Origin of the sequence: Pseudomonas sp. MWU15-20650 (assembly GCF_023242475.1) — a bacterium.
Taxonomy (GTDB): Bacteria; Pseudomonadota; Gammaproteobacteria; order Pseudomonadales; family Pseudomonadaceae; genus Aquipseudomonas.
On record NZ_JALJFG010000033.1, the window covers coordinates 1 to 20,489 of the forward strand.

The 20,489-nt window shown below is 61.5% G+C and carries 24 protein-coding genes; 13 read left to right on the forward strand and 11 right to left on the reverse strand.

Translation table 11 applies throughout. The features are described 5' to 3' along the window. The 7 genes from M5B43_RS21155 to M5B43_RS21185 form a co-directional block, all read left to right on the forward strand. Positions 1–538, forward strand: a 538-nt coding sequence (locus tag M5B43_RS21155) for an RHS repeat-associated core domain-containing protein (protein ID WP_283099568.1), incomplete at its 5' end; no start/stop codon positions are given. Beyond that, positions 535–945: a hypothetical protein gene (locus tag M5B43_RS21160; protein ID WP_248751938.1), complete on the forward strand. Its 411-nt coding sequence runs from the start codon at positions 535–537 to the stop codon at positions 943–945. The genes M5B43_RS21155 and M5B43_RS21160, both read left to right, overlap by 4 nt. 468 nt (positions 946–1,413) lie before the next feature. Beyond that, positions 1,414–2,553 carry a Fic family protein gene (locus M5B43_RS21165; RefSeq protein ID WP_248751939.1) on the forward strand — a complete coding sequence of 380 codons (1,140 nt, stop codon included), beginning with the start codon at positions 1,414–1,416 and terminating at the stop codon, positions 2,551–2,553. A gap of 75 nt (positions 2,554–2,628) precedes the next feature. Then, entirely contained in the window at positions 2,629–2,871 is a 243-nt protein-coding gene (locus tag M5B43_RS21170; protein ID WP_003176346.1) for an exodeoxyribonuclease VII small subunit, read from the forward strand. Then, positions 2,868–3,755: a (2E,6E)-farnesyl diphosphate synthase gene (gene ispA / locus M5B43_RS21175; protein ID WP_248751940.1), complete on the forward strand. Its 888-nt coding sequence runs from the start codon at positions 2,868–2,870 to the stop codon at positions 3,753–3,755. Before M5B43_RS21170 ends, ispA begins: the two co-directional genes overlap by 4 nt. A 110-nt stretch (positions 3,756–3,865) precedes the next feature. Beyond that, entirely contained in the window at positions 3,866–5,764 is a 1,899-nt protein-coding gene (gene dxs / locus M5B43_RS21180) for a 1-deoxy-D-xylulose-5-phosphate synthase (protein ID WP_248751941.1), read from the forward strand. Between the two features lie 142 nt (positions 5,765–5,906). Continuing rightward, on the forward strand, positions 5,907–7,796 hold the full coding sequence (locus M5B43_RS21185) for a TonB-dependent receptor (RefSeq protein ID WP_248751942.1): 1,890 nt from the start codon (positions 5,907–5,909) through the stop codon (positions 7,794–7,796). Here the strand turns inward: M5B43_RS21185 and M5B43_RS21190 are convergent. The 10 genes from M5B43_RS21190 to nrdR form a co-directional block, all read right to left on the reverse strand. Then, positions 7,793–8,587 carry a cobalamin-binding protein gene (locus tag M5B43_RS21190; protein ID WP_248751943.1) on the reverse strand — a complete coding sequence of 265 codons (795 nt, stop codon included), beginning with the start codon at positions 8,585–8,587 and terminating at the stop codon, positions 7,793–7,795. The genes M5B43_RS21185 and M5B43_RS21190 overlap by 4 nt on opposite strands. Next, complete coding sequence (locus M5B43_RS21195) at positions 8,584–9,003, reverse strand: nuclear FMR1 interacting 1 family protein (protein ID WP_248751944.1); 420 nt, start codon at positions 9,001–9,003, stop codon at positions 8,584–8,586. Before M5B43_RS21195 ends, M5B43_RS21190 begins: the two co-directional genes overlap by 4 nt. Next, positions 9,000–9,617, reverse strand: coding sequence for a GTP cyclohydrolase II (gene ribA / locus M5B43_RS21200; protein WP_248751945.1), 618 nt, complete (start codon positions 9,615–9,617; stop codon positions 9,000–9,002). Before ribA ends, M5B43_RS21195 begins: the two co-directional genes overlap by 4 nt. 182 nt (positions 9,618–9,799) lie before the next feature. Beyond that, entirely contained in the window at positions 9,800–10,765 is a 966-nt protein-coding gene (gene thiL, locus M5B43_RS21205) for a thiamine-phosphate kinase (RefSeq protein ID WP_248751946.1), read from the reverse strand. A gap of 18 nt (positions 10,766–10,783) precedes the next feature. Then, positions 10,784–11,284, reverse strand: a complete 501-nt coding sequence (gene nusB / locus M5B43_RS21210) for a transcription antitermination factor NusB (RefSeq protein WP_014720126.1) — start codon at positions 11,282–11,284, stop codon at positions 10,784–10,786. Beyond that, positions 11,281–11,757, reverse strand: coding sequence for a 6,7-dimethyl-8-ribityllumazine synthase (ribE, locus tag M5B43_RS21215; protein WP_003176356.1), 477 nt, complete (start codon positions 11,755–11,757; stop codon positions 11,281–11,283). Before ribE ends, nusB begins: the two co-directional genes overlap by 4 nt. 88 nt (positions 11,758–11,845) lie before the next feature. After that, positions 11,846–12,937, reverse strand: coding sequence for a bifunctional 3,4-dihydroxy-2-butanone-4-phosphate synthase/GTP cyclohydrolase II (ribBA, locus tag M5B43_RS21220; protein ID WP_248751947.1), 1,092 nt, complete (start codon positions 12,935–12,937; stop codon positions 11,846–11,848). Positions 12,938–12,952: 15 nt separating this feature from the next. Then, positions 12,953–13,615 carry a riboflavin synthase gene (locus M5B43_RS21225; RefSeq protein WP_015886106.1) on the reverse strand — a complete coding sequence of 221 codons (663 nt, stop codon included), beginning with the start codon at positions 13,613–13,615 and terminating at the stop codon, positions 12,953–12,955. A gap of 45 nt (positions 13,616–13,660) precedes the next feature. Further along, positions 13,661–14,797 carry a bifunctional diaminohydroxyphosphoribosylaminopyrimidine deaminase/5-amino-6-(5-phosphoribosylamino)uracil reductase RibD gene (gene ribD / locus M5B43_RS21230; RefSeq protein WP_248751948.1) on the reverse strand — a complete coding sequence of 379 codons (1,137 nt, stop codon included), beginning with the start codon at positions 14,795–14,797 and terminating at the stop codon, positions 13,661–13,663. Then, positions 14,794–15,258, reverse strand: a complete 465-nt coding sequence (nrdR, locus tag M5B43_RS21235) for a transcriptional regulator NrdR (RefSeq protein ID WP_026082968.1) — start codon at positions 15,256–15,258, stop codon at positions 14,794–14,796. The genes ribD and nrdR overlap by 4 nt, the downstream gene beginning before the upstream one ends. A gap of 140 nt (positions 15,259–15,398) precedes the next feature. Between nrdR and M5B43_RS21240 the strand changes: the two genes are divergently transcribed. Genes M5B43_RS21240 through trxA form a run of 3 tightly spaced genes read left to right on the forward strand, consistent with a single transcriptional unit; the run spans position 15,399 to position 17,418 of the window. Further along, positions 15,399–15,854 (forward strand): YbaY family lipoprotein, encoded by a 456-nt coding sequence (locus M5B43_RS21240; protein ID WP_248751949.1) that lies wholly within the window; start codon positions 15,399–15,401, stop codon positions 15,852–15,854. Next, positions 15,851–16,513, forward strand: coding sequence for a 50S ribosomal protein L11 methyltransferase (locus M5B43_RS21245; protein ID WP_248751950.1), 663 nt, complete (start codon positions 15,851–15,853; stop codon positions 16,511–16,513). The genes M5B43_RS21240 and M5B43_RS21245 overlap by 4 nt, the downstream gene beginning before the upstream one ends. Positions 16,514–16,545: 32 nt before the next feature. Beyond that, the gene (gene trxA, locus M5B43_RS21250) at positions 16,546–17,418 is read left to right on the forward strand and encodes a thioredoxin (protein ID WP_248751951.1); all 873 of its coding nucleotides are present in this window, start codon (positions 16,546–16,548) and stop codon (positions 17,416–17,418) included. Here trxA and M5B43_RS21255 read toward each other — a convergent pair. Beyond that, the gene (locus M5B43_RS21255) at positions 17,415–17,762 is read right to left on the reverse strand and encodes a hypothetical protein (RefSeq protein WP_248751952.1); all 348 of its coding nucleotides are present in this window, start codon (positions 17,760–17,762) and stop codon (positions 17,415–17,417) included. The two genes, trxA and M5B43_RS21255, sit on opposite strands and share 4 nt — an antisense overlap. Before the next feature lie 131 nt (positions 17,763–17,893). Here M5B43_RS21255 and M5B43_RS21260 point away from each other — a divergent pair, with 131 nt between their 5' ends. From M5B43_RS21260 to M5B43_RS21270, 3 genes are read left to right on the forward strand one after another with little or no spacing between them, the layout of a single operon-like run. Continuing rightward, positions 17,894–18,496, forward strand: coding sequence for a DUF2796 domain-containing protein (locus M5B43_RS21260; protein ID WP_248751953.1), 603 nt, complete (start codon positions 17,894–17,896; stop codon positions 18,494–18,496). A 6-nt stretch (positions 18,497–18,502) separates the two neighbouring features. Continuing rightward, positions 18,503–19,213: an ABC transporter ATP-binding protein gene (locus M5B43_RS21265; protein ID WP_248751954.1), complete on the forward strand. Its 711-nt coding sequence runs from the start codon at positions 18,503–18,505 to the stop codon at positions 19,211–19,213. 1 nt (position 19,214) lies between these two features. Further along, complete coding sequence (locus M5B43_RS21270; RefSeq protein ID WP_248751955.1) at positions 19,215–20,480, forward strand: ABC transporter permease; 1,266 nt, start codon at positions 19,215–19,217, stop codon at positions 20,478–20,480. Positions 20,481–20,489: the final 9 nt, after the last annotated feature.

The window sequence follows — 20,489 nt, forward strand, 5'->3', positions numbered from 1 at the left end:
CCAGGGTCAGTATTTCGATCAGGAAAGCGGGCTGCACTACAACCGGCATCGCTACTACCATCCGGATATTGGTCGCTATTTGACGCCTGATCCGGTGAAGTTGGCGGGTGGGATCAATGGGTACCAGTACGTGCCCAACCCCACCGGTTGGGTAGACCCGGTAGGATTAGCGTGCACTCGTGGCAATTGCCCAGGACAAAAAGGCCAAACTTCTCATAAACATGAAGAAGAAACGCCAAAGGTAGGAAGTTCAACTCATTCCGCAACCTATGAGCAAGCGTTGAACAAAGCCCTGGAATGGTTACTGGAAAACGACTTTCGGGCGGAAAAACCAAAACTAGGAAAATTCGGTGAACGTAAAGGTCAACCCATCGGAATGCAAACAGCTGACGCGAGGACTGGTTATCGTATTGAATACGACGATAGGCATGGCGCTCACATTAATGTATGGACCCACAGAAAGAACGGTCCTCATTACACGTTTGAAGGCACGTCAAAAACTGTGCTTCAGCTCACCAAGAGGTTCGCAAAGAAATGAGCTACCTTGACGACGAAATAATCAACGACCTCAAGAAAATGAACGTCAAATTCAGCATTCCGCCAGAAGCCGAACACGATTTAATTGTTGAGTTAATAAATGAGAATATCCCTTTTTCAGGAAACCAAATAGCTTGGAGCTTACTTAAGGAGAACACTTATATCGGTCCATCCTCTTCGCACGTCACGCTAGAAAAACTAGAAAAAATAATAAAATCCACTACGGAGCGGAATGTAATTTTCATCGGCGATGCGACCGACAATGCATATTCAATTACGACCAGCGACCTTATGCATTCCCTACAGCTTTTTTCGAAAACGCCCCAACATACGTACATACTTCAAAAACAGCTAGACTGGATTGCTTGCATTTCATTTGAGGGCGATGTTGACTTTGCAAAACGTTAGAACACCCCAACCGTTAGCTCTTGTTGCTTGAAAACTTAGGCATATAAAAATTATAAAATACAGGCCCAAAGCCAAATGAAGACAAGAGTAACCGACGTGATTTCTGACCAATAGTTTGAGCTGAAATTAGGTTGAAAAACAGAAGTTACTCATGAAGGTAAAACCCGAAAATTATGAGCCGGGACACAGAACAGGCTTTCTACCCGGCGAAAAACATCCAGAAATGTGACGAGTCATTGAAAAAATAACGCGCCATCGAAACACGCGACTAATGGCGGGGAGGTGATTCTAATAGTCATCGCAGGTAGTTACAGCGCCCGTGAGATGTAAGCAGACGTTCATGCTCTTAACTGAAACACGCCATATCAAGCTGCTTTACTGGACGGTGAGCCGAAAGGAAGACACAATCGGCTCACCAAATGAGCCGAATATCCCCTCTATTCGGCTCACGCACCCAGGCATTCCCCCATGGATCACCCGCACTGGATCTGGCAACACACCGACTGGCCCCACTTCCACTGGCAGCCCGGGCGCCTGGCGGCCTTACTGCGCGCGTGCGGGCAGGCTCAAGGCAAGCTGCTGGGCATGCTCGGTTCTGTCAGCGAGGCAGTCAGCGCGCAGAATGAATTGGATGCACTGCTGCAAAATATCCTGACCTCTTCGGCTATCGAAGGTGAGCAGTTGAACGTCGGCTCGGTGCGGTCCTCCCTGGCGCGACGGATGGGCTTGGAGGCTACGAAAGACGGTCAGGTCAGCCGCCGCAGTGAGGGCCTGGCCGACCTGATGATGGATGCTACCGAGAAATTCGCGCAGCCATTCACCCTCGATCGTCTATTGAATTGGCACCATTTATTGTTCCCGACTGAGGAAGCAGGCTTTGCCGCACGGGCGCTAAGCGTCGGGATGTTGAGAGGGAATGAGCCGATGCAGGTGGTGTCGGGCAGGCTTGATCGGCCAACCGTCCATTTCGAAGCACCACCGCGTAACGGCCTGGAGCAGGCGCTGGATGATTTCCTTGAGTGGTTCGAAGCCAGCCGCGATCAACCTGAGCTGGATCCATTGGTTCGCGCGGGTGTCGCGCACTTCTGGTTCATTACCTTGCATCCTTTCGATGACGGCAATGGTCGCCTGACACGCGCCATCACTGACTTGGCCCTGGCCCAGAGCGAACACCAAGCCATTCGCTTTTATGCCATGTCGGCCAGCATCCTCGAAGACCGCGCCGGTTACTACAACGCGTTGGAATCCAGTCAAAAGGCCGCGCTGGATATCACCGATTGGCTGGAATGGTTCCTGAAAACCCTGCTGCGTAGCCTGCAGCAGGCGATGGCGCGGATTGACCGGGTGCTGGGCAAGAGCCGGTTCTGGCAACAACACCGTAGCGTCTCTTTGTCGGCCGAGCAGGTCAAAGTGCTCAACCGCCTGCTCGATGGGGGTGAGAGGGGCTTCGAACAGGGCATCAGCGCCGCGCAGTACCAAGCGGTGGCGAAAGTGTCCAAGGCGACAGCAACACGCCACCTGGCCGACCTACTGGAAAAAAACTGCCTGATACGCCTCCCCGGAGGCGGCCGCAGCACGCGTTATCAGATCAATCCTACCCACGAGTAACGACCCCACTCATTTGCCCCCATCCCCCATGTCTGCTAGTGTCGCGCCGGTTTACCGTCTACCGGAATTGCCGCCATGGCCCGCAAAAAAGTTGCACTCGATTTCGAACAATCCCTCGCCGACCTGCAAACCCTGGTCGAGCGTCTGGAGAACGGCGAGTTGTCGCTGGAAGACTCGTTGACGGCGTTTGAGCAAGGCATCGGCCTGACCCGTGACTGCCAGAGCGCGTTGGCGCAGGCGGAGCAGAAGGTCCAGGTGCTGCTGGAGCGTGACGGGGAGTTGGCCGAAGAACCTTTCGATGCGGAACAGCCGGAATGATCGACGCGTATCAGGCCAGTTGCCAAGCCCGGGTCAATGCGGCGCTCGAGCCCTTGTTTGTTGCGCCAAGCCCGGAAATGAATCGCCTCTATGAAGCCATGCGCTACAGCGTGATGAATGGCGGCAAGCGTGTGCGCCCATTACTGGCGTATGCGGCCTGTGAAGCCCTGGGCGCGCCGCCCGCAGAAGCGAACGGCGCCGCCTGTGCGGTTGAACTGATTCACGCCTATTCATTGGTGCATGACGATTTACCGGCGATGGACGACGACGATCTGCGTCGCGGCCAGCCGACCACCCACAAAGCCTTTGATGAAGCCTATGCGATCCTGGCCGGTGATGGCCTGCAGAGCCTGGCGTTCAGCGCGTTGCTGGACCCGCGCCTGAGCAGCGTCAGCGCCGAGATCCGCCTGCGTATGGTGACCGCACTGGCCCACGCAGCGGGCCCGGCAGGCATGGTCGGTGGGCAAGCCATCGACATGGGTTCGGTCAGCCTCAAGCTGGACCAGCAAGCCCTCGAACATATGCACCGCCACAAGACCGGCGCCCTGATCGAAGCCTCTGTGCACTTGGGCGCCTTGGCCAGTGGCCGAGCCGAGCCGACGCACTTGGCCGCCCTGCACACCTATTCGCGGGCTATTGGCCTGGCCTTCCAGGTACAGGACGACATTCTCGACGTGGAAAGTGACACGGCGACGCTGGGCAAACGCCAGGGCGCCGATATCGCCCGGGACAAACCGACCTATCCGGCCCTGCTCGGGCTGGGCGCCGCCAAAGCGTACGCCCTGGAACTGCGTGACCAGGCCCTGGACGCCCTGCGACCTTTCGACGCGGCAGCCGAGCCGCTGCGTGACCTGGCGCGGTATATCGTCGAACGGCGCCATTGATAACGGCGGCCATTCGCGCCGCATATCAGCCAAGTTCGGCGCTCCGCGTGGGCAGTTTGCAACGCTTGAGGTAAACTGCCGCCTCTTCTATACCTATAACGATTCGCCTGATGCCCACGACGTTTCAAGAGATTCCCCGCAAGCGCCCGTCCACGCCCCTGCTCGACCGTGCTGCCACGCCGGACGGCCTGCGTCGACTGGGTGAAGCCGAGCTGGAAACCCTGGCCGATGAGTTGCGCCTGGAATTGCTCTACACGGTCGGCCAGACCGGTGGGCATTTCGGTGCCGGGCTGGGCGTTATCGAGCTGACTATCGCCCTGCACTACGTGTTCGACACCCCGGACGACCGGCTGGTGTGGGACGTGGGCCACCAGGCGTATCCACACAAAATCCTCACGGGCCGTCGCGAGCGCATGGGCACCCTGCGCCAGAAGGATGGCCTGGCCGCCTTCCCGCGCCGCTCCGAGAGCGAGTACGACACCTTTGGCGTCGGCCACTCCAGCACCTCTATCAGTGCAGCGCTGGGCATGGCGATTGCCGCCCGCCTGCAAAACAGTGATCGCAAGGCGATTGCCGTGATTGGCGATGGCGCGCTGACCGCCGGCATGGCCTTCGAAGCGCTGAACCATGCGCCGGAAGTGGACGCCAACATGTTGGTGATCCTCAACGACAACGACATGTCGATCTCGCGCAATGTCGGTGGCCTGTCGAACTACCTGGCGAAAATCCTCTCCAGCCGTACCTACGCCAGCATGCGTGAAGGCAGCAAGAAAGTGCTGTCGCGCCTGCCTGGCGCGTGGGAAATCGCCCGTCGCACCGAAGAATATGCCAAGGGCATGCTGGTGCCCGGCACCCTGTTCGAAGAACTGGGCTGGAACTACATCGGCCCGATCGACGGCCATGACCTGCCAACCCTGATCGCCACGCTGCGCAACATGCGTGACCTCAAGGGCCCGCAGTTCCTGCATATCGTCACCAAGAAGGGCAAAGGCTTCGCCCCCGCGGAAGTCGACCCGATTGGTTACCACGCGATCACCAAGCTCGAACCCTTGGACGCCCCCGCCGCCGCGCCGAAAAAGGCCAGCGGGCCGAAGTATTCCGGTGTATTTGGCGAATGGCTGTGCGACATGGCCGCCGCCGACCCACGCCTGGTGGGCATTACCCCGGCGATGAAGGAAGGCTCCGACCTGGTGGCGTTCAGCGAGCGTTTCCCGCTGCGCTACTTCGACGTAGCAATTGCCGAGCAGCATGCGGTCACCTTTGCCGCCGGCATGGCCTGTGAAGGCGCCAAGCCTGTGGTGGCGATCTACTCCACCTTCCTGCAACGCGGCTATGACCAACTGGTGCATGACGTGGCGGTGCAGAACCTCGACGTGCTGTTCGCCATCGACCGTGCGGGCCTGGTGGGCGAAGACGGCCCGACCCACGCCGGCAGTTTCGACTTGTCATACCTGCGTTGCATCCCCGGCATGCTGGTGATGACACCGAGCGACGAGAACGAGCTGCGCAAGATGCTCAGCACCGGCCATTTGTACAACGGCCCGGCCGCCGTGCGTTATCCGCGGGGCAATGGCCCGAATGCGGTTATCGAGAAGGACTTGGAACCGATTGAAATCGGTAAAGGTATTGTGCGCCGTCAGGGCAGCAAGACCGCCTTCCTGGTGTTCGGCGTGCAATTGGCCGAAGCGCTGAAAGTTGCCGAGAAGCTCGACGCCACTGTGGTCGACATGCGCTTCGTCAAACCGCTGGATGAAACCCTGGTGCGCGAGATCGCCGCTAGCCACGAACTGCTGGTGACGGTTGAAGAAAACGCCATCATGGGCGGTGCCGGCGCGGCGGTCAGTGAGTTCCTGGCGCGGGAGAATATCCTCAAGTCGGTGCTGCACCTGGGCTTGCCGGATGTGTATGTCGAACACGCCAAGCCGGCGCAGATGCTGGCCGAGTGTGGGCTGGATGAGGCCGGTATCGAGGCTTCGGTGCGCGAGCGCGTCACTTTGCTCGGCCTGTAGAAACCAGATCAAACGGTGGGAGGGGGCTTGCTCCCGATAGCGACGGTTCAGTCAATAACTATGCTGACTGGCACGCCGCCATCGGGAGCAAGCCCCCTCCCACATTTGATGTGTGCCAACCTGAAAACGCTATGGACAGCCCATGAAACGCCTGTACTTCGCACTGCTGCTTCTACCGTCCACGGACCTGCTCGCCGACACCCGCGACCAAGCCCTGAAACTCCCCGACGTGGTCATCAGCACCAACCGCCAGGTCCAGGCGCGCAATGACAGCAGCGCCGCCAACACCGTGTTCACCCGCGATGACATCGACCGCTTGCAACCCACCAGCGTCACAGACCTGCTCAGCCGGGTGCCTGGCGTGCAAGTGGCGCAAACCGGTGGGCGCGGCAGCCTGCCGGGGATTTTCATCCGCGGTACCAAGGCTGCTCAAAGCCTGGTGCTGGTGGATGGCCAGCGCATTGCCAATGCCACGTCGGGCGACAGCGGCCTGCAATTTTTGAGTGTCGACCAGATTGAGCGGGTGGAAGTGCTGCGCGGCTCGCGCTCGGTGATCTACGGCAGCGATGCGATCGGCGGGGTCATTCAGATTTTCACCCGGCGCAATGCACAGTCCGGCATTCACCCGCGCCTGCATGTGGGTTTTGGCAGCAACCAGACCTGGGAGCGCAGCCTCGGCTTGTCGGGCGGCGATGAGCGTACGCGTTTCAACCTCGGCGCCAGCCTGGATGACACCCAGGGCATCAACTGGACTCACGAGTCCTTTGCCAGCGATGGCGATCATGACGCCTATCGCAACAAGTCCCTGAGCCTGAGCCTCAGCCACACCCTGAGTGATGACGTCGAAGTGGGTTTCAACCTGCTCGATGGCCGGGGCAAGTCGGAGTATGACAACAGCTTCGGCCGCTATGACTTCGCCACCGGGCAAAGCGTCGGGCAAAAGCCCTATACCGACTACACCGTCAGCAGTGCCAGCGGTTTTGTCGATGCCAAGCTCAATGAGCGCTGGCAGTCGCGCCTGGAACTGGGCCATAGCGAGAATCGCGACACCAAACGCGACAAGCTCAGTGATGATTTCAGCGTCTTCAACACCTATCGCGATTCGGTCAATTGGCAGAACGACCTGACGCTGAATGACCAAAACAGCCTGATCCTCGGCGGCGACTGGTATGAAGACCGTTTCCACGGTTCCACCGCCTTTACCGAAAACAGCCGCTGGAACCGTGCCGCCTTTGTGCAGCACCGTTTCCACAGCGAGTGGTTCTCTACCGAACTGGGCCTGCGCCGTGACCAGAACCAACAGTTTGGTGGCCAAAACAGCTGGAGCGGCACCCTGACATTGCCGATCAACCCCGACAATGACGTGCTGCTGAGTTACAGCGAAGGTTTCCGCGCGCCAACGTTCAACGACCTTTATTACCCCGACACGAAGTACAGCAACCCCAACCTGCAGCCCGAAACATCAAAGAGCTACGAGCTGCAATGGCGCAGCCAACTGAGTGACAGCACGCGCCTCGAGGCGTCGCTGTATCGCACCGATTTAAGCGACGCGATCATCCTGGACAGCTCCGCTAAACCGCAAAACGTGGCGTCGGCGCGTATCAACGGCTTTGAAGCCGCGCTCAAGCAGGAACTGTTCGGCTGGCAAGGCAACCTGGGTGTTTCGATCATCGACCCGCGTGACCGCGAAACGGGTCGAACCCTGGCCCGCCGCGCGCGGCGCACACTCAACCTGGACCTGGATCGACAGTTCGACAAGTTGGGTGTGGGAGCCAGTTGGCAGGCGATCAGCAGCAGCTACGACGCTGAAGACAACCTCAACCGCCTGGGCGGTTATGGATTGCTGGGGCTGCGCAGCAGTTGGGCGCTGAACCGGGAAGTGCTGCTGTCGGTGAAAGTCGATAACGTGCTGGACAAAACCTACGCCCGGGCGATGTACAGCTATCAGGACCCGAACTTCCAGAACAACCAGAATTATCGCGAAGAAGGCCGGGTATGGATGTTCGGGGTGACCTGGACGCCGGAACTCTAACGCGCAATCACCTCACACAACCGCGCCACAGCCTCCAGCATCTGCCCGCTGGGCCGCTCCAGGCCCTTGTCCGGCACCAACAGCAATCGCCCCTGCGCCACTGCGGTGACCTGGGGCCATGCCTTCCACGCGTCTAGCTGCGGCTGATCTGCGGCCAGAATCACCTCAGGGTTGCGCTGCAACACCGACTCCACGCTGACCTGCGGCGCCGGCAGCTTGAGGTCATCGAACACATTGCGCGCCCCACACACGCTCAACGCATCGCTGATGATCTGCCCACCGCCCACGGTATACAGCGGCTGGTTCCACACTTGGTAAAACACCCGCAACGGTTCGGCACGCTGGTAGCGTTGGCGCAGCTCGGCCAGGCGCTGGTGCAACTGTGCGGCGAGCTGGCGACCCGCTTCGGCACGCCCCAGTTGTTCGGCGATGGCTTGGACTTGGCGGGTCAGTTGATCAAGGCTATGGGGCTCGGCGACGTACACCGGGATGTTCAGGCGCTGTAACTGCTCACGCTGTGCCGGGCCGACACTGCCGGGCCATAGCAAGATCAAGTCGGGCTTGAGACTCAGCAGGCGCTCCATGTCCAACTGCCCGTAATGCCCAACCGACGGCACCTGCGCCAGGGCCTGGGGTCGCTCGCCGCCATCGAGCATGCCCACCAGCATGTCGGCAGCGCCCAGTTCAACCACGATTTCAGACAGCGACGGCGCCAGGCTGACGACACGTTCGACCGCCAGCGCCTGGGCACTGAACGCCAACAGCAGAAGCGTCAGCCAGCGCCCCATCATCCCAGCTGACGCGGGATGCGGTAGAGGTAAAACAGCACCAGCGTTGACAACGCCAGCAGGCATAGCGGCACTGCTTCCAGGCCCACGAGCACGGCCAAAGCGCCGATCCAGGCCGGCAGCGCGGCAACCAGCAAGGCCGTACGCCGACGGGCCGCGAGGGTGATCCAGGCAGCCGGTTCTTCGGGGGTGTCGAGGGCTTTGGCGGTGGCGATCAGCGCGTGTTTATAGCCATGAAAATAACGCAGGCTGAGAAACATCGAGGCCACGCCGGCAATAAAGAACGGCATGGCCAGCACCGGCAGCAGGGATTCGGCTTGGCCAAACACCAGGTTGATCACGAACAAGGGAAGCAACGCCAGGGCCAGGTACTGCCACCAGTTGAAGGACAGTCGCCGTTTCACCTGGCCTCGGGTCACGCGCGGTCGACCTCGCCTTGATGCTCGTTACCCATCATATGGTCGAGCTTGCTGGCCTTGGTGGCCAGGTAGAGTTTGTTATGCGGGTTGTGCCCGGTGTGCAGCGGTACGCGTTCAGCCACCGTGATGCCCATCTCGGTCAAAGCGTTGACCTTGCGCGGGTTGTTGGTCATCAGGCGCAAGGATTTCACGCCCAGATGCTCCAGCATCGGCAGGCAAATGGCGTAGTCACGCTGGTCGGCGGCAAAACCCAGGCGCTCGTTGGCTTCCACGGTGTCGGCGCCGCCATCTTGCAGCTCGTAGGCGCGAATCTTGTTCAGCAGGCCAATGCCACGGCCTTCCTGACGCAAGTACAGCAGCACGCCACGGCCTTCGCGGGCGATGGCACGCATGGCTGCTTCCAGTTGCGAGCCGCAGTCGCAGCGTTGGCTGAACAGCGCATCGCCGGTCAGGCACTCGGAGTGCACACGGCCCAGCACCGGCGCGCCATCAGCGATATCGCCCAGGCTGAGCACAACGTGCTCGCGCCCAGTGGCTTCTTCGAGAAAGCCATTCATGGTGAACGTGGCAAAAGGGGTAGGCAGCTTGGAAGCAGCGACGAAAACGACGGGCACCGTGTGCTCCTGATTTCAGATTTCACAGAGGCGGCCATTGTAACAGCAGGTTCCTACAGACGCTTAAGCTGAATTATCGCTGATAAAGATCAATAGGTTCGATTGGCCTTCGGTTGGGTTCTATGCAGCTCGGAACGCCAATGCGTGTTCTCGCGCGCAAAAACCGGCTTCGGTACGCCGCGTCAGGGCGTCCCGCGAAAATGCTGATAGCCATGAATGGCCGGGGTGATGTCTTGTCCGTTGGCATCGAGCAGTGTGACGCCCTGCCCGGCCTCGACCCGGCCGATCACATGGACTGGCCAGCCGCCCGCGAGCAGTGGCGCCAACGCGGCCGGCGGCAAGGTAAACGCCAACACATAGTCGTCGCCCCCGCTCAACGCCGCCACACGCGCCTTGTCATCGCCGACAAACGCGAGCAAGGCGGTGGACAACGGCAAGGCCTGGCGCTCGATCAACAGGCTGACAGCCGATGCCTTGGCGATATGCCCGCAATCGGCCAATAGCCCGTCGGAGATATCCATGGCCGAGGTCGCTTTACCCCGCAGCGCCAAGCCCAGCGCCAACTGCGGTTGCGGCGACCAGTAATGGGCGAGCAGTGGCTCAGCGATAGCCGCGTCTGCCGTACGCTGCCCCAATACCAACGGCAAGGCACCGGCGGCATTGCCGAGCTCACCACCCACACACAGCAAGTCACCCGGCCGTGCACCGCTGCGCGTCAACGCCTGCCCGGCCGGCACGCGGCCCAACACCGTCAGGGTCAGGCTCAGCGGCCCACGCGTGGTGTCGCCGCCCACCAGGCCCACGCCGCAGCGTTGCGCCATGGCGTTCAACCCTTGGGCATAGCGTTGCAGCCAATCGGCATTGACGGTCGGCGTGGTCAGGGCAAGGGTAAACGCGAGGGGATGGGCGCCCATGGCGGCCAGGTCGCTCACCGCTACAGCCAGCGAACGCTGGCCCAGCAGGAACGGGTCACACGGGTCGGCAAAGTGCACGCCGGCCACTAAAGTATCGGTAGAGATTGCCAGCTGCTCCCCAGCGGGGAGCGCCAGCAAGGCGCAGTCATCGCCGATTCCCAGGGCAATCCCTTCACCGCCCTGCGCGCAGGGCGCCGCGGCGAAGAACTTGCGGATCAGCTCGAACTCACCCATTCGGGACCCAAGCGCAGGTTAGCGCTTGTGTTCCTTTACTTCGGCTTCACGCAGGCGCGGGGCCAATTTGTCGAGCACGCCGTTGACGAACTTGTGACCGTCGGTCGAACCGTAGACTTTCGCCAGTTCGATGCCTTCGTTGATCACCACGCGGTACGGCACGTCAACGCGCTTGAGCAGCTCCCAGGTGGACAGGCGCATCACGCACAGTTCAACCGGGTCGAGTTCTTCGATGGTCAGGTCCAGGCAAGGCGCCAGGGCTGTGTCGATCTCGGTCAGGTTAGCGTGCACACCGTGCAGGATGTCGTGGAAGTAGCTCTGGTCGGCGAAGGTGAAATCGTTGTCGACACGAAACTGTGCCTCGATTTCGTTCAGCGAAGCGCCCGCCAGGTGACGCTGGTACAGCGCCTGGGTCGCGAGTTGACGCGCTTTACGACGCTTCTCGCTTTTGGACGGCTTGCCGGCATCCGCAGGACGCGGGTCCTGAGGGTTGAACTGATCGCTCTCGTCGGAAATCACTTGGCCTCCAACTGCGACAGCAGGCTGACCATTTCCAGCGCGGACAGGGCAGCTTCAGCACCTTTGTTACCGGCCTTGGTACCGGAACGCTCGATGGCTTGCTCGATGGAATCTACGGTCAGTACGCCGAAAGCGACTGGCACGCCGAACTCCATGGACACCTGGGCCAGGCCCTTGGTGCATTCGCCAGCCACGTATTCGAAGTGCGGAGTGCCGCCACGAATGACTGCGCCCAGGGCGATGATTGCCGCGTATTCACCCTGTTGAGCAACTTTTTGCGCAACCAGTGGAATTTCGAAGGCGCCAGGGGCACGGATGATAGTGATGTCGCTCTCGCTCACACCGTGGCGAACCAGGGCGTCAACGGCACCGCTTACCAGGCTTTCAACCACGAAGCTGTTGAAGCGGCCAACCACCAGGGCATAGCGGCCTTTGGGGGCGATGAAGGTACCTTCGATGGTCTTCAGGGTCATTCGACAAATCTCTTAAAGAGCCGGGACGCGAAAAGTGCGTCCCTCAGTGATGTTTTAACCGCGAACAAGGGGCAAAAATCGCCGGCCTTTATTCGGAGGGCACGTATTCTACAACTTCCAGGTCGAAACCGGATATCGCATTAAATTTCATGGGTGCGCTCATCAGGCGCATTTTGCGTACGCCGAGGTCGCGCAGGATCTGCGAACCGGCACCGACGATGCTGTAGGTGGTCGGCTTTTTCACCGGCGCGTGGTCGGCCGTTTCGCGAATATGCGCCAGCAATACATCGCCGTCCAACGGATGACCGAGCAGCAGTACCACCCCGCTGCCGGCCTCGGAGACCGCAGCCATGGCGGCGCGCAGGCTCCAGCGGCCCGGTTGCTTGACCATCAGCAGGTCGCGCAGCGGGTCCATGTTGTGCACCCGCACCAAGGTCGGTTCTTCAGCGCAAATGGTGCCCAGGGTCAGTGCCATGTGCACATCGCCTTCCACTGAATCACGGTAGGTCACCAGATTGAATTGGCCCAGTTCGCTGTCCAGCGGCTGCTCGGCAATCCGCTGAACGGTACGTTCGTGGATCATGCGGTAGTGAATCAGGTCGGCAATGGTGCCGATCTTGAGGTTGTGTTGCGCGGCAAACGCTTCGAGTTCAGTGCGACGCGCCATGGTGCCGTCGTCGTTCATCACTTCGCAGATCACGCCGCTGGGCTCGAAACCGGCCATGCGCGCCAGGTCGCAGGCGGCTTCGGTGTGGCCGGCGCGCGCCAGGGTGCCGCCCGGCTGGGCCATCAGCGGGAAGATGTGGCCCGGGCTGACGATGTCTTCGGCCTTGGCGTCTTTCGCGGCGGCGGCTTGCACGGTGCGGGCGCGGTCAGCGGCGGAGATGCCGGTGGTGACGCCAGTGGTGGCTTCAATCGATACGGTGAACTTGGTGCCGAACCCCGAGCCATTGCGCGGCGCCATCAACGGCAGCTTGAGCAATTCACAGCGCTCGCGGCTCATGGGCATGCAGATCAGCCCACGGGCGTGCTTGGCCATGAAGTTGATGTGCTCAGGCTTGCACGCCTCGGCGGCCATGATGATGTCGCCTTCGTTCTCACGGTCTTCGTCATCCATGAGGATGACCATCTTGCCTTGCCGGATGTCTTCAACCAGTTCTTCGATGCTATTGAGCGCCACGCGGCACCCCCTTGGTCAGGATTTCAGGTAGCCGTTAGCGGCCAGAAAACTTTCGGTGATGTTCCCGGATGTTGGCTCTGCGGCCTTATCGCCCATCAGCAGGCGCTCCAGGTAACGGGCCAGCAAGTCCACTTCCAGGTTCACCCGGCGACCTGGCTGGTACGACGCCATGATGGTTTCGCTCAGGGTGTGGGGAATGATGGTCAGTTCAAATTCGGCGCCATTCACGGCGTTCACGGTCAGGCTGGTGCCATCGACGGTGATTGAGCCTTTGTGGGCGATGTACTTGGCCAGCTCTTTCGGCGCGCGGATGCGGAATTCCACGGCGCGGGCGTTTTCGCTGCGGGCCACCACTTCACCGACGCCGTCGACATGGCCGCTGACCAGGTGGCCACCCAGGCGCGTGGTAGGCGTCAGGGCTTTTTCCAGGTTGACCGGGCTGCCGGCCTTGAGGTCGTTCATCGCGGTGCAGTCCAGGGTTTCCCGGCTGACATCGGCGGCAAAACCGTTGCCCGGCAACTCAATGACGGTCAGGCACACGCCGCTGACCGCGATGCTGTCGCCCAGCTTGACGTCGCCGAGGTCGAGCTTGCCGGTTTCAACCAGCAGGCGGACATCGCCACCCTTTGGGGTCATGGCGCGGATGCTGCCGATGGATTCGATAATGCCGGTGAACATGGCCTTCTCCTGGAAAACGGGGCCGCGCTGAGCGCAGGCGGAAAATTATACGCTGACTGCTGGCACGGGGATGGCAGTGACTCGCCAGTCGTCGCCTACAGCGCGCATTTCAGTGATCTTGAGTTGGGGAGCCTGGCTGAGTTTCTCAAGCGGCCAGTCCAGCAAAGGCCGGGCGGCGGAGCCGAGGAACTTGCCGGCGACGAATATCACGTATTCGTCCACCAGGCCCTGCTGGGCAAATGCACCTGCCAGGCTCGGGCCGGCTTCTACCAACACTTCGTTGACACCACGGGCGGCCAGCGCCACGAGCGCCGAGCGCAGGTCGACCTGGCCTTCGACGCCCGGCACCACCAGGCACTCGGGGCCACGGGGGAACTGGTTTTCCGGGGTGACGCAGGTGATGACCAGTGCGGGGCCCGCCTTGAAGAATGGCGCGTTGAGCGGCACTCGCAGGCGCCCGTCGATCAGCACGCGCAGCGGTGGCCGCGACATGGCCAGGGCGGTGGTGGCTTCATCCAGGCCCAGTTCGTCGGCACGTACGGTCAGGCGGGCGCCGTCGGCCAGCACCGTGTCAGCGCCCGTCAGCACCACACTGGCCTGGGCGCGCAGGCGTTGTACCGCCGCGCGGGCAGCGGGGCCGGTGATCCATTGGCTTTCGCCGCTGGCCATCGCCGTGCGGCCGTCCAGGCTCATCGCCAGCTTGACCCGCACAAACGGCAGGCCGTGTTCCATACGCTTGAGGAAGCCCTTATTCAGGGCCCGCGCTTCACCTTCCAGCACGCCGCTGCGCACCTCGATCCCGGCCTGGGCCAAGCGCTGCATGCCACGCCCGGCAACTTCCGGGTTGGGGTCCTGCATCGCTGCGACCACCCGTGCCAGCCCGGCACTCACCAGCGCATCGGCGCACGGCGGAGTGTGGCCGTAGTGGCTGCAGGGCTCGAGGGTTACGTACGCCGTGGCACCGCGCGCCTTGTCACCGGCCGCCCGCAAGGCATGCACTTCCGCATGCGGCTCGCCCGTGCGCTCATGCCAGCCTTCGCCGACGATCTGCCCATCGCGCGCAATCACGCAGCCAACACGCGGGTTGGGATGGGTGGTGTACACGCCCTTGCGCGCCAATTCGAGGGCGCGGGCCATGTAATGGGCGTCGAGGACAGCCTGTTCAGCAGACAGTGGGTTCATTTCTTGACCGGCTCACGGGCCAGGCGGTCGATCTCTTCGCGGAACTCATTGAGGTCCTGGAAGCGTCGATACACCGAGGCGAAACGGATATAGGCGACTTCGTCGAGCTTTTGCAGCTCGCCCATCACCAGCTCACCCACCACCAGGCTCTTGACCTCGCGCTCGCCGGTCGCGCGCAGCTTGTGCTTGATATGCACCAGCGCCGCCTCCAGCCGCTCGACACTCACCGGGCGTTTTTCCAGGGCGCGCTGCATACCGGCGCGCAGTTTTTCTTCGTCGAAAGGCTGGCGGCTGCCGTCGGACTTGATCAGACGTGGCAACACCAGTTCGGCGGTTTCGAAGGTGGTAAAACGCTCACCACAGGCCAGGCATTCGCGCCGGCGACGGACTTGATCGCCCTCGGCGACCAGACGCGAGTCGATGACCTTGGTGTCGTTGGCACCGCAGAAGGGACAGTGCATGGTTGGCAGGCAACAAAAAAAGGGAGGGCCATGGTAGCGCATCCCCGTGGCAAGACAAGCCATAGGCTTTACGGTATATAGGCAGGCTTATATGTTTCTTTATTTTGAAGCCACGGATTTTGCCCTTTCTGGAGCCGTACATGCAGTTACGACCACTTGTCTTACTTACCCTGTTCAGTTTTTTGGTCGCCTGCAGCAGCGAAGCCCCCAAGCCGACCACCCCTCAACCGACACCGGCGCAAGAGAAAAAAATCCCGGGCATTGAAGACCTCGGCCCCCTGCCTGCGTATCAGCGGGAAATCAGCGGCAACCTGACTAACGTACCAGCCAGTGCCGAAGTCGAACTGGCGTTGTTGGTCATCGACGAACGCAACCGCCCGCAACAGTTGCTCGCCAGCAGCGTATTGGTTGGTAACGGCAAGCCCTTGGCCTTCCGCCTGCGCTTCAACCCCGAAGCGTTCCCGGCCGGTGCGCGGGTTGAGTTGCGGGGGCGCGCCAGCCAGTCCGGCCAATTGATCCTGCACCTGCCCCCCGTGCGTATCACCCAGGCAATCACCCAGACTACCGGCCCCCTGCAACTGATCAAGGCACCATGACGCCACCGCTGGACCTGCAACGCGCCCTGAGCGAATTAATCGGCGATGCGCAACTGGTGCCCTGCCCCTTGCCGGGCACCGCGTTGTCGTTGTGGCTGCTTGATGCAAACAACATGGACCGCGCCTTCAGCCAGGAAGAAACCCGGCGCATCCTGCATGAGCCGCCCTATTGGAGTTTTTGCTGGGCCAGCGGCCTGGCATTGGCGCGATACCTGGCGGCAAACCCCGAGTGGGTCGCCGGCAAACGCGTGCTGGATTTCGGCGCCGGCTCCGGCGTGGCAGGCATTGCCGCTGTAAAAGCAGGTGCCCTGGAGGTGGTGGCCTGTGATCTGGACCCACTGGCCTTGGCGGCCTGCCGTGCGAATGCCGAGCTCAATGGTGTTGAGCTGGGTTACTCAGCGGACTTTTTTGCCGAAGCCGACCGCTTCGACCTGATCCTGGTCGCCGACGTGCTCTACGACCGCGCCAACCTGCCACTGCTGGACCACTTCCTCACCCGTGGCCGTGAAGCGCTGGTGGCGGACTCACGGGTGCGCGACTTCCAACACCCCGATTACCGGCGCCTGGAAATCCTCGATGCGCTGACCCTGCCGGACCTGGCAGAGCCTTGGGAGTTTCGCAAGGTGAGCCTGTACCATTCGCGGCGCCAGCCCTTATAGTTGCCCCATTCCCGCTTTATTCGAGACGCCCCATGAGTGAGCCCACGCCGTACATCTTCGACGCCACCACTGCTACCTTCGACCAGGCGGTGATCGAGAATTCGTTCCACAAACCCGTGCTCGTGGATTTCTGGGCCGAGTGGTGCGCGCCGTGCAAGGCGTTGATGCCGTTGCTGGCGCAGATTGCCGAGAGTTATCAGGGCCAATTGCTGCTGGCCAAGGTCGATTGCGAAGCCGAGCAGGATATCGTCGCGCGTTTTGGCATTCGCAGCCTGCCGACGGTGGTGCTGTTCAAGGACGGCCAACCGGTGGACGGATTCGCCGGGGCGCAGCCGGAGTCGGCCGTGCGGGCGATGCTGGAGCCTCATGTGCAAATGCCTGAGCCAGCAGCGGCAGATCCACTGGAGCAGGCCCAGGCGCTGTTTGCCGAAGGCCGTATCAGCGATGCCGAAGCCGTGCTGGTTGCGCTGCTGGGCGAGGACAACACCAACGCCGGCGCGTTGATCCTGTACGCGCGCTGCCTGGCCGAACGCGGTGAATTGGGCGAAGCCCAGACCGTGCTGGACGCCGTCAAAAGCGACGCTCACAAGGCTGCCCTCGCCGGGGCCAAGGCGCAAATCACCTTCCTGCGCCAGGCTGCCGACTTGCCAGACGCCGCCGAACTGAAAAGCCGCCTGGCGCAAAATCCGCAAGACGACGAAGCCGCCTACCAATTGAGCATCCAGCAACTGGCGCGCCAGCAGTACGACGCGGCGCTGGAGGGCCTGCTCAAGTTGTTTATCCGCAACCGCAGCTACAGCGAAGGCTTGCCCCACAAGACCTTGCTGCAGGTGTTCGAACTGCTGGGCAATGACCACCCACTGGTCACGGTGTACCGCCGCAAGTTGTTCGCTGCGCTGTACTAATCGCCGATCCAGCTGTACAGCGGCGTATCCCCGCCGCTGGCCACTTTTACCTTGGCGCTGTGGCGCAGGCGCACCAGCAGGCGCTTGCCCGTTGCCGCGTCGCCGGCCAAGCCTTCCAGTTGATCGAGTAATTCCAGGCCACTGAGTTGCCCGGCCTGGCGCAACATCGCCTGGGCTTTGTGCCACAGATCATCATCCTGTTTGGCCGGCGCCACGGGTGCGGCAGCCGCACTGGCCGTGGGTGTGGCCTGCAACTGCGCGCCCAGGCGCGCCCAATCGCTGTCATCCAGTTCCAGGGTCAAGTCCACCGGCAGATCGCCAACGGTTCCACGAATTCGCAACATCGTCCTTACTCCTGCACATTTCTGACCGGCATGCTCCCATGCGGCTTGCGCAACGCCAAGCGGGCGGTCAAACTCTCACCACCATTGTTATAAGATCACATAACAAAACTTTCATCTTCGGGAGCCCTCTCATGCGCCGTCTGCTGCTTGCTTTGCCGTTTGCCCTGCTGCCACTCGCCATTGCTCACGCGGCTGACGAGCATGAACATGAACACGGCAGCCTCGGCGCTCACGAACATGGTGTCGGGCGCCTCAACGCCGTACTTGACGGCCAGGCGCTTGAGTTGGAATTTGACAGCCCAGCCATGAACCTCGTGGGCTTCGAACATAAAGCCAGCACTCCAGCCGACAAAGCCAAGGTCGCCGCCGCACGCAAACAGCTTGAAAACCCACTGGCCCTGTTCAGCCTGCCCAAAGCCGCCGGTTGTGTGATCAGCACCCAGGAACTCAACAGCCCGCTGTTCGGCGACAAGCCGGAAGCCGATCATGATGATGACGATGACCACGCCACCGACGGCAAAGGCGCCGCCGCCCACGAGCATCATCACGACCACAGCGAAATACACGCCCACTACCAATTCACCTGTGCCACGCCGACGGCCTTGAGCAACCTGGACCTGACCCAAGTGTTCAAGACCTTCCCCGCGACCCAGAAAATCCAGGTACAACTGATCGGCCCAAGCGGCCAGCAAGGTGTTGAAGCGACGGCCACCGCAGCCACCCTGAAGTTCTGAGTTCACATGACCCAAGCACTGATCGAACTGTCCGACCTGGGCTTCAACTGGCCCGGTCACCCACCGTTGCTGGACATCCCCGCGTTCCGCCTGGAAGCGGGGGAAACCCTGTTTCTCAAGGGCCCGAGCGGCAGTGGCAAAACCACGCTGCTGGGGTTGTTGGGTGGCGTGCAGAAACCCAGCCGCGGCAGCATCCGCCTGCTCGGCCAGGAACTGACCGACCTCTCGGCCGGCGCCCGTGACCGCTTCCGCGTCGACCACACCGGCTACATCTTCCAGCAATTCAACCTGCTGCCGTTTTTGTCGGTGCGCGAAAACGTCGAGCTGCCTTGCCACTTTTCCAAACTACGCGCGCAGCGGGCGATCCAGCGTCACGGCAATGTCGACCAGGCGGCCGCGACCTTGCTCGCGCACCTGGGTTTGAAAGACAAGGACTTGCTGGAGCGTCGCGCCGACTCGCTGTCCATCGGCCAGCAACAACGGGTCGCCGCTGCCCGCGCGCTGATCGGCCAGCCGGAGCTGGTCATTGCCGACGAGCCCACCTCGGCCCTGGATTACGACGCCCGCGAAGCCTTCATCCGACTGTTGTTCGCCGAATGCCGCGAAGCCGGCGCCAGCCTGTTGTTTGTCAGCCATGACCAGAGCCTGGCGCCCCTGTTCGACCGCCACCTGTCGCTGGCCGAACTCAATCGCGCCGCCACGCCCGCAGAGGTTTGAGATGTATCTGTTTCGTCTAGCCATGGCCAGCCTGGCTAACCGCCGCTTTACCGCGATCCTCACCACCTTCGCCATCGCCCTGTCCGTGTGCCTGTTGTTGGCCGTGGAACGGGTGCGCGTTGAGGCGCGCAACAGTTTCGCCAGCACCATCAGCGGCACCGACCTGATCGTCGGTGCACGTTCCGGCTCGGTCAACCTGCTGCTGTACTCGGTGTTTCGTATCGGCAATGCCACCAACAACATTCGCTGGGACAGCTACGAGCACTTCGCCGCCAGCCCCCAGGTGAAATGGGCGATCCCGATTTCCCTTGGCGACTCCCATCGCGGCTACCGGGTGATGGGCACCAACGCCTCCTACTTCGAGCACTACCAGTACGGGCGCAAGCAGAACCTCGAACTGGCCAGCGGCCGTGCCTTCGCCACCGATCCCTTTGAAGTGGTGCTCGGCGCCGAAGTCGCCGACGCGCTGCACTACAAGCTGGGTGACAAGCTGGTACTCGCCCACGGCGTCGCGGTGGTCAGCCTGGTCAAGCACGACGACAAACCGTTCACCGTGGTCGGTATCCTCAAGCGAACCGGCACGCCGGTGGACCGCACGCTGCATATCAGCCTCGGCGGTATGGAAGCGATCCATATCGACTGGCACAACGGTGTGCCGGCCCAGGGCAAAGGCCGTATCAGCGCCGACCAGGCACGCAACATGGACCTGACGCCACAAGCGATTACCGCGTTCATGCTCGGCCTGAACAACAAGATTTCCACCTTTGCCCTGCAACGGGAGATCAACGAGTTCCGCGGTGAGCCAATGCTGGCGATCCTGCCCGGAGTGGCACTGCAAGAGCTGTGGAGCATGATGGGCACCGCTGAAAAAGCCTTGTTCGTGATCTCGCTGTTCGTGGTGTTGACCGGTTTGATCGGCATGCTCACGGCGATCCTCACCAGCCTCAACGAACGCCGCCGCGAGATGGCGATCCTGCGTTCGGTAGGCGCACGCCCGTGGCATATCGCGACGCTGCTGATCTTCGAAGCCTTCGCCCTGGCATTGTCCGGCGTGGTGGCGGGCGTGGGCCTGCTGTATGTGTGCATTGCCGCCTCACGCGGTTATCTGCAGGCCAACTATGGCCTGGACCTGCCAATGTCATGGCCGAGTGAATATGAATGGACCTTGCTCGCCGGTATCCTGGGCGCAGCACTGTTGATGGGCAGCGTGCCGGCGTGGCGCGCCTATCGACAATCTTTGGCCGATGGCCTGTCCATCCGTTTATGAGGAAGGCTT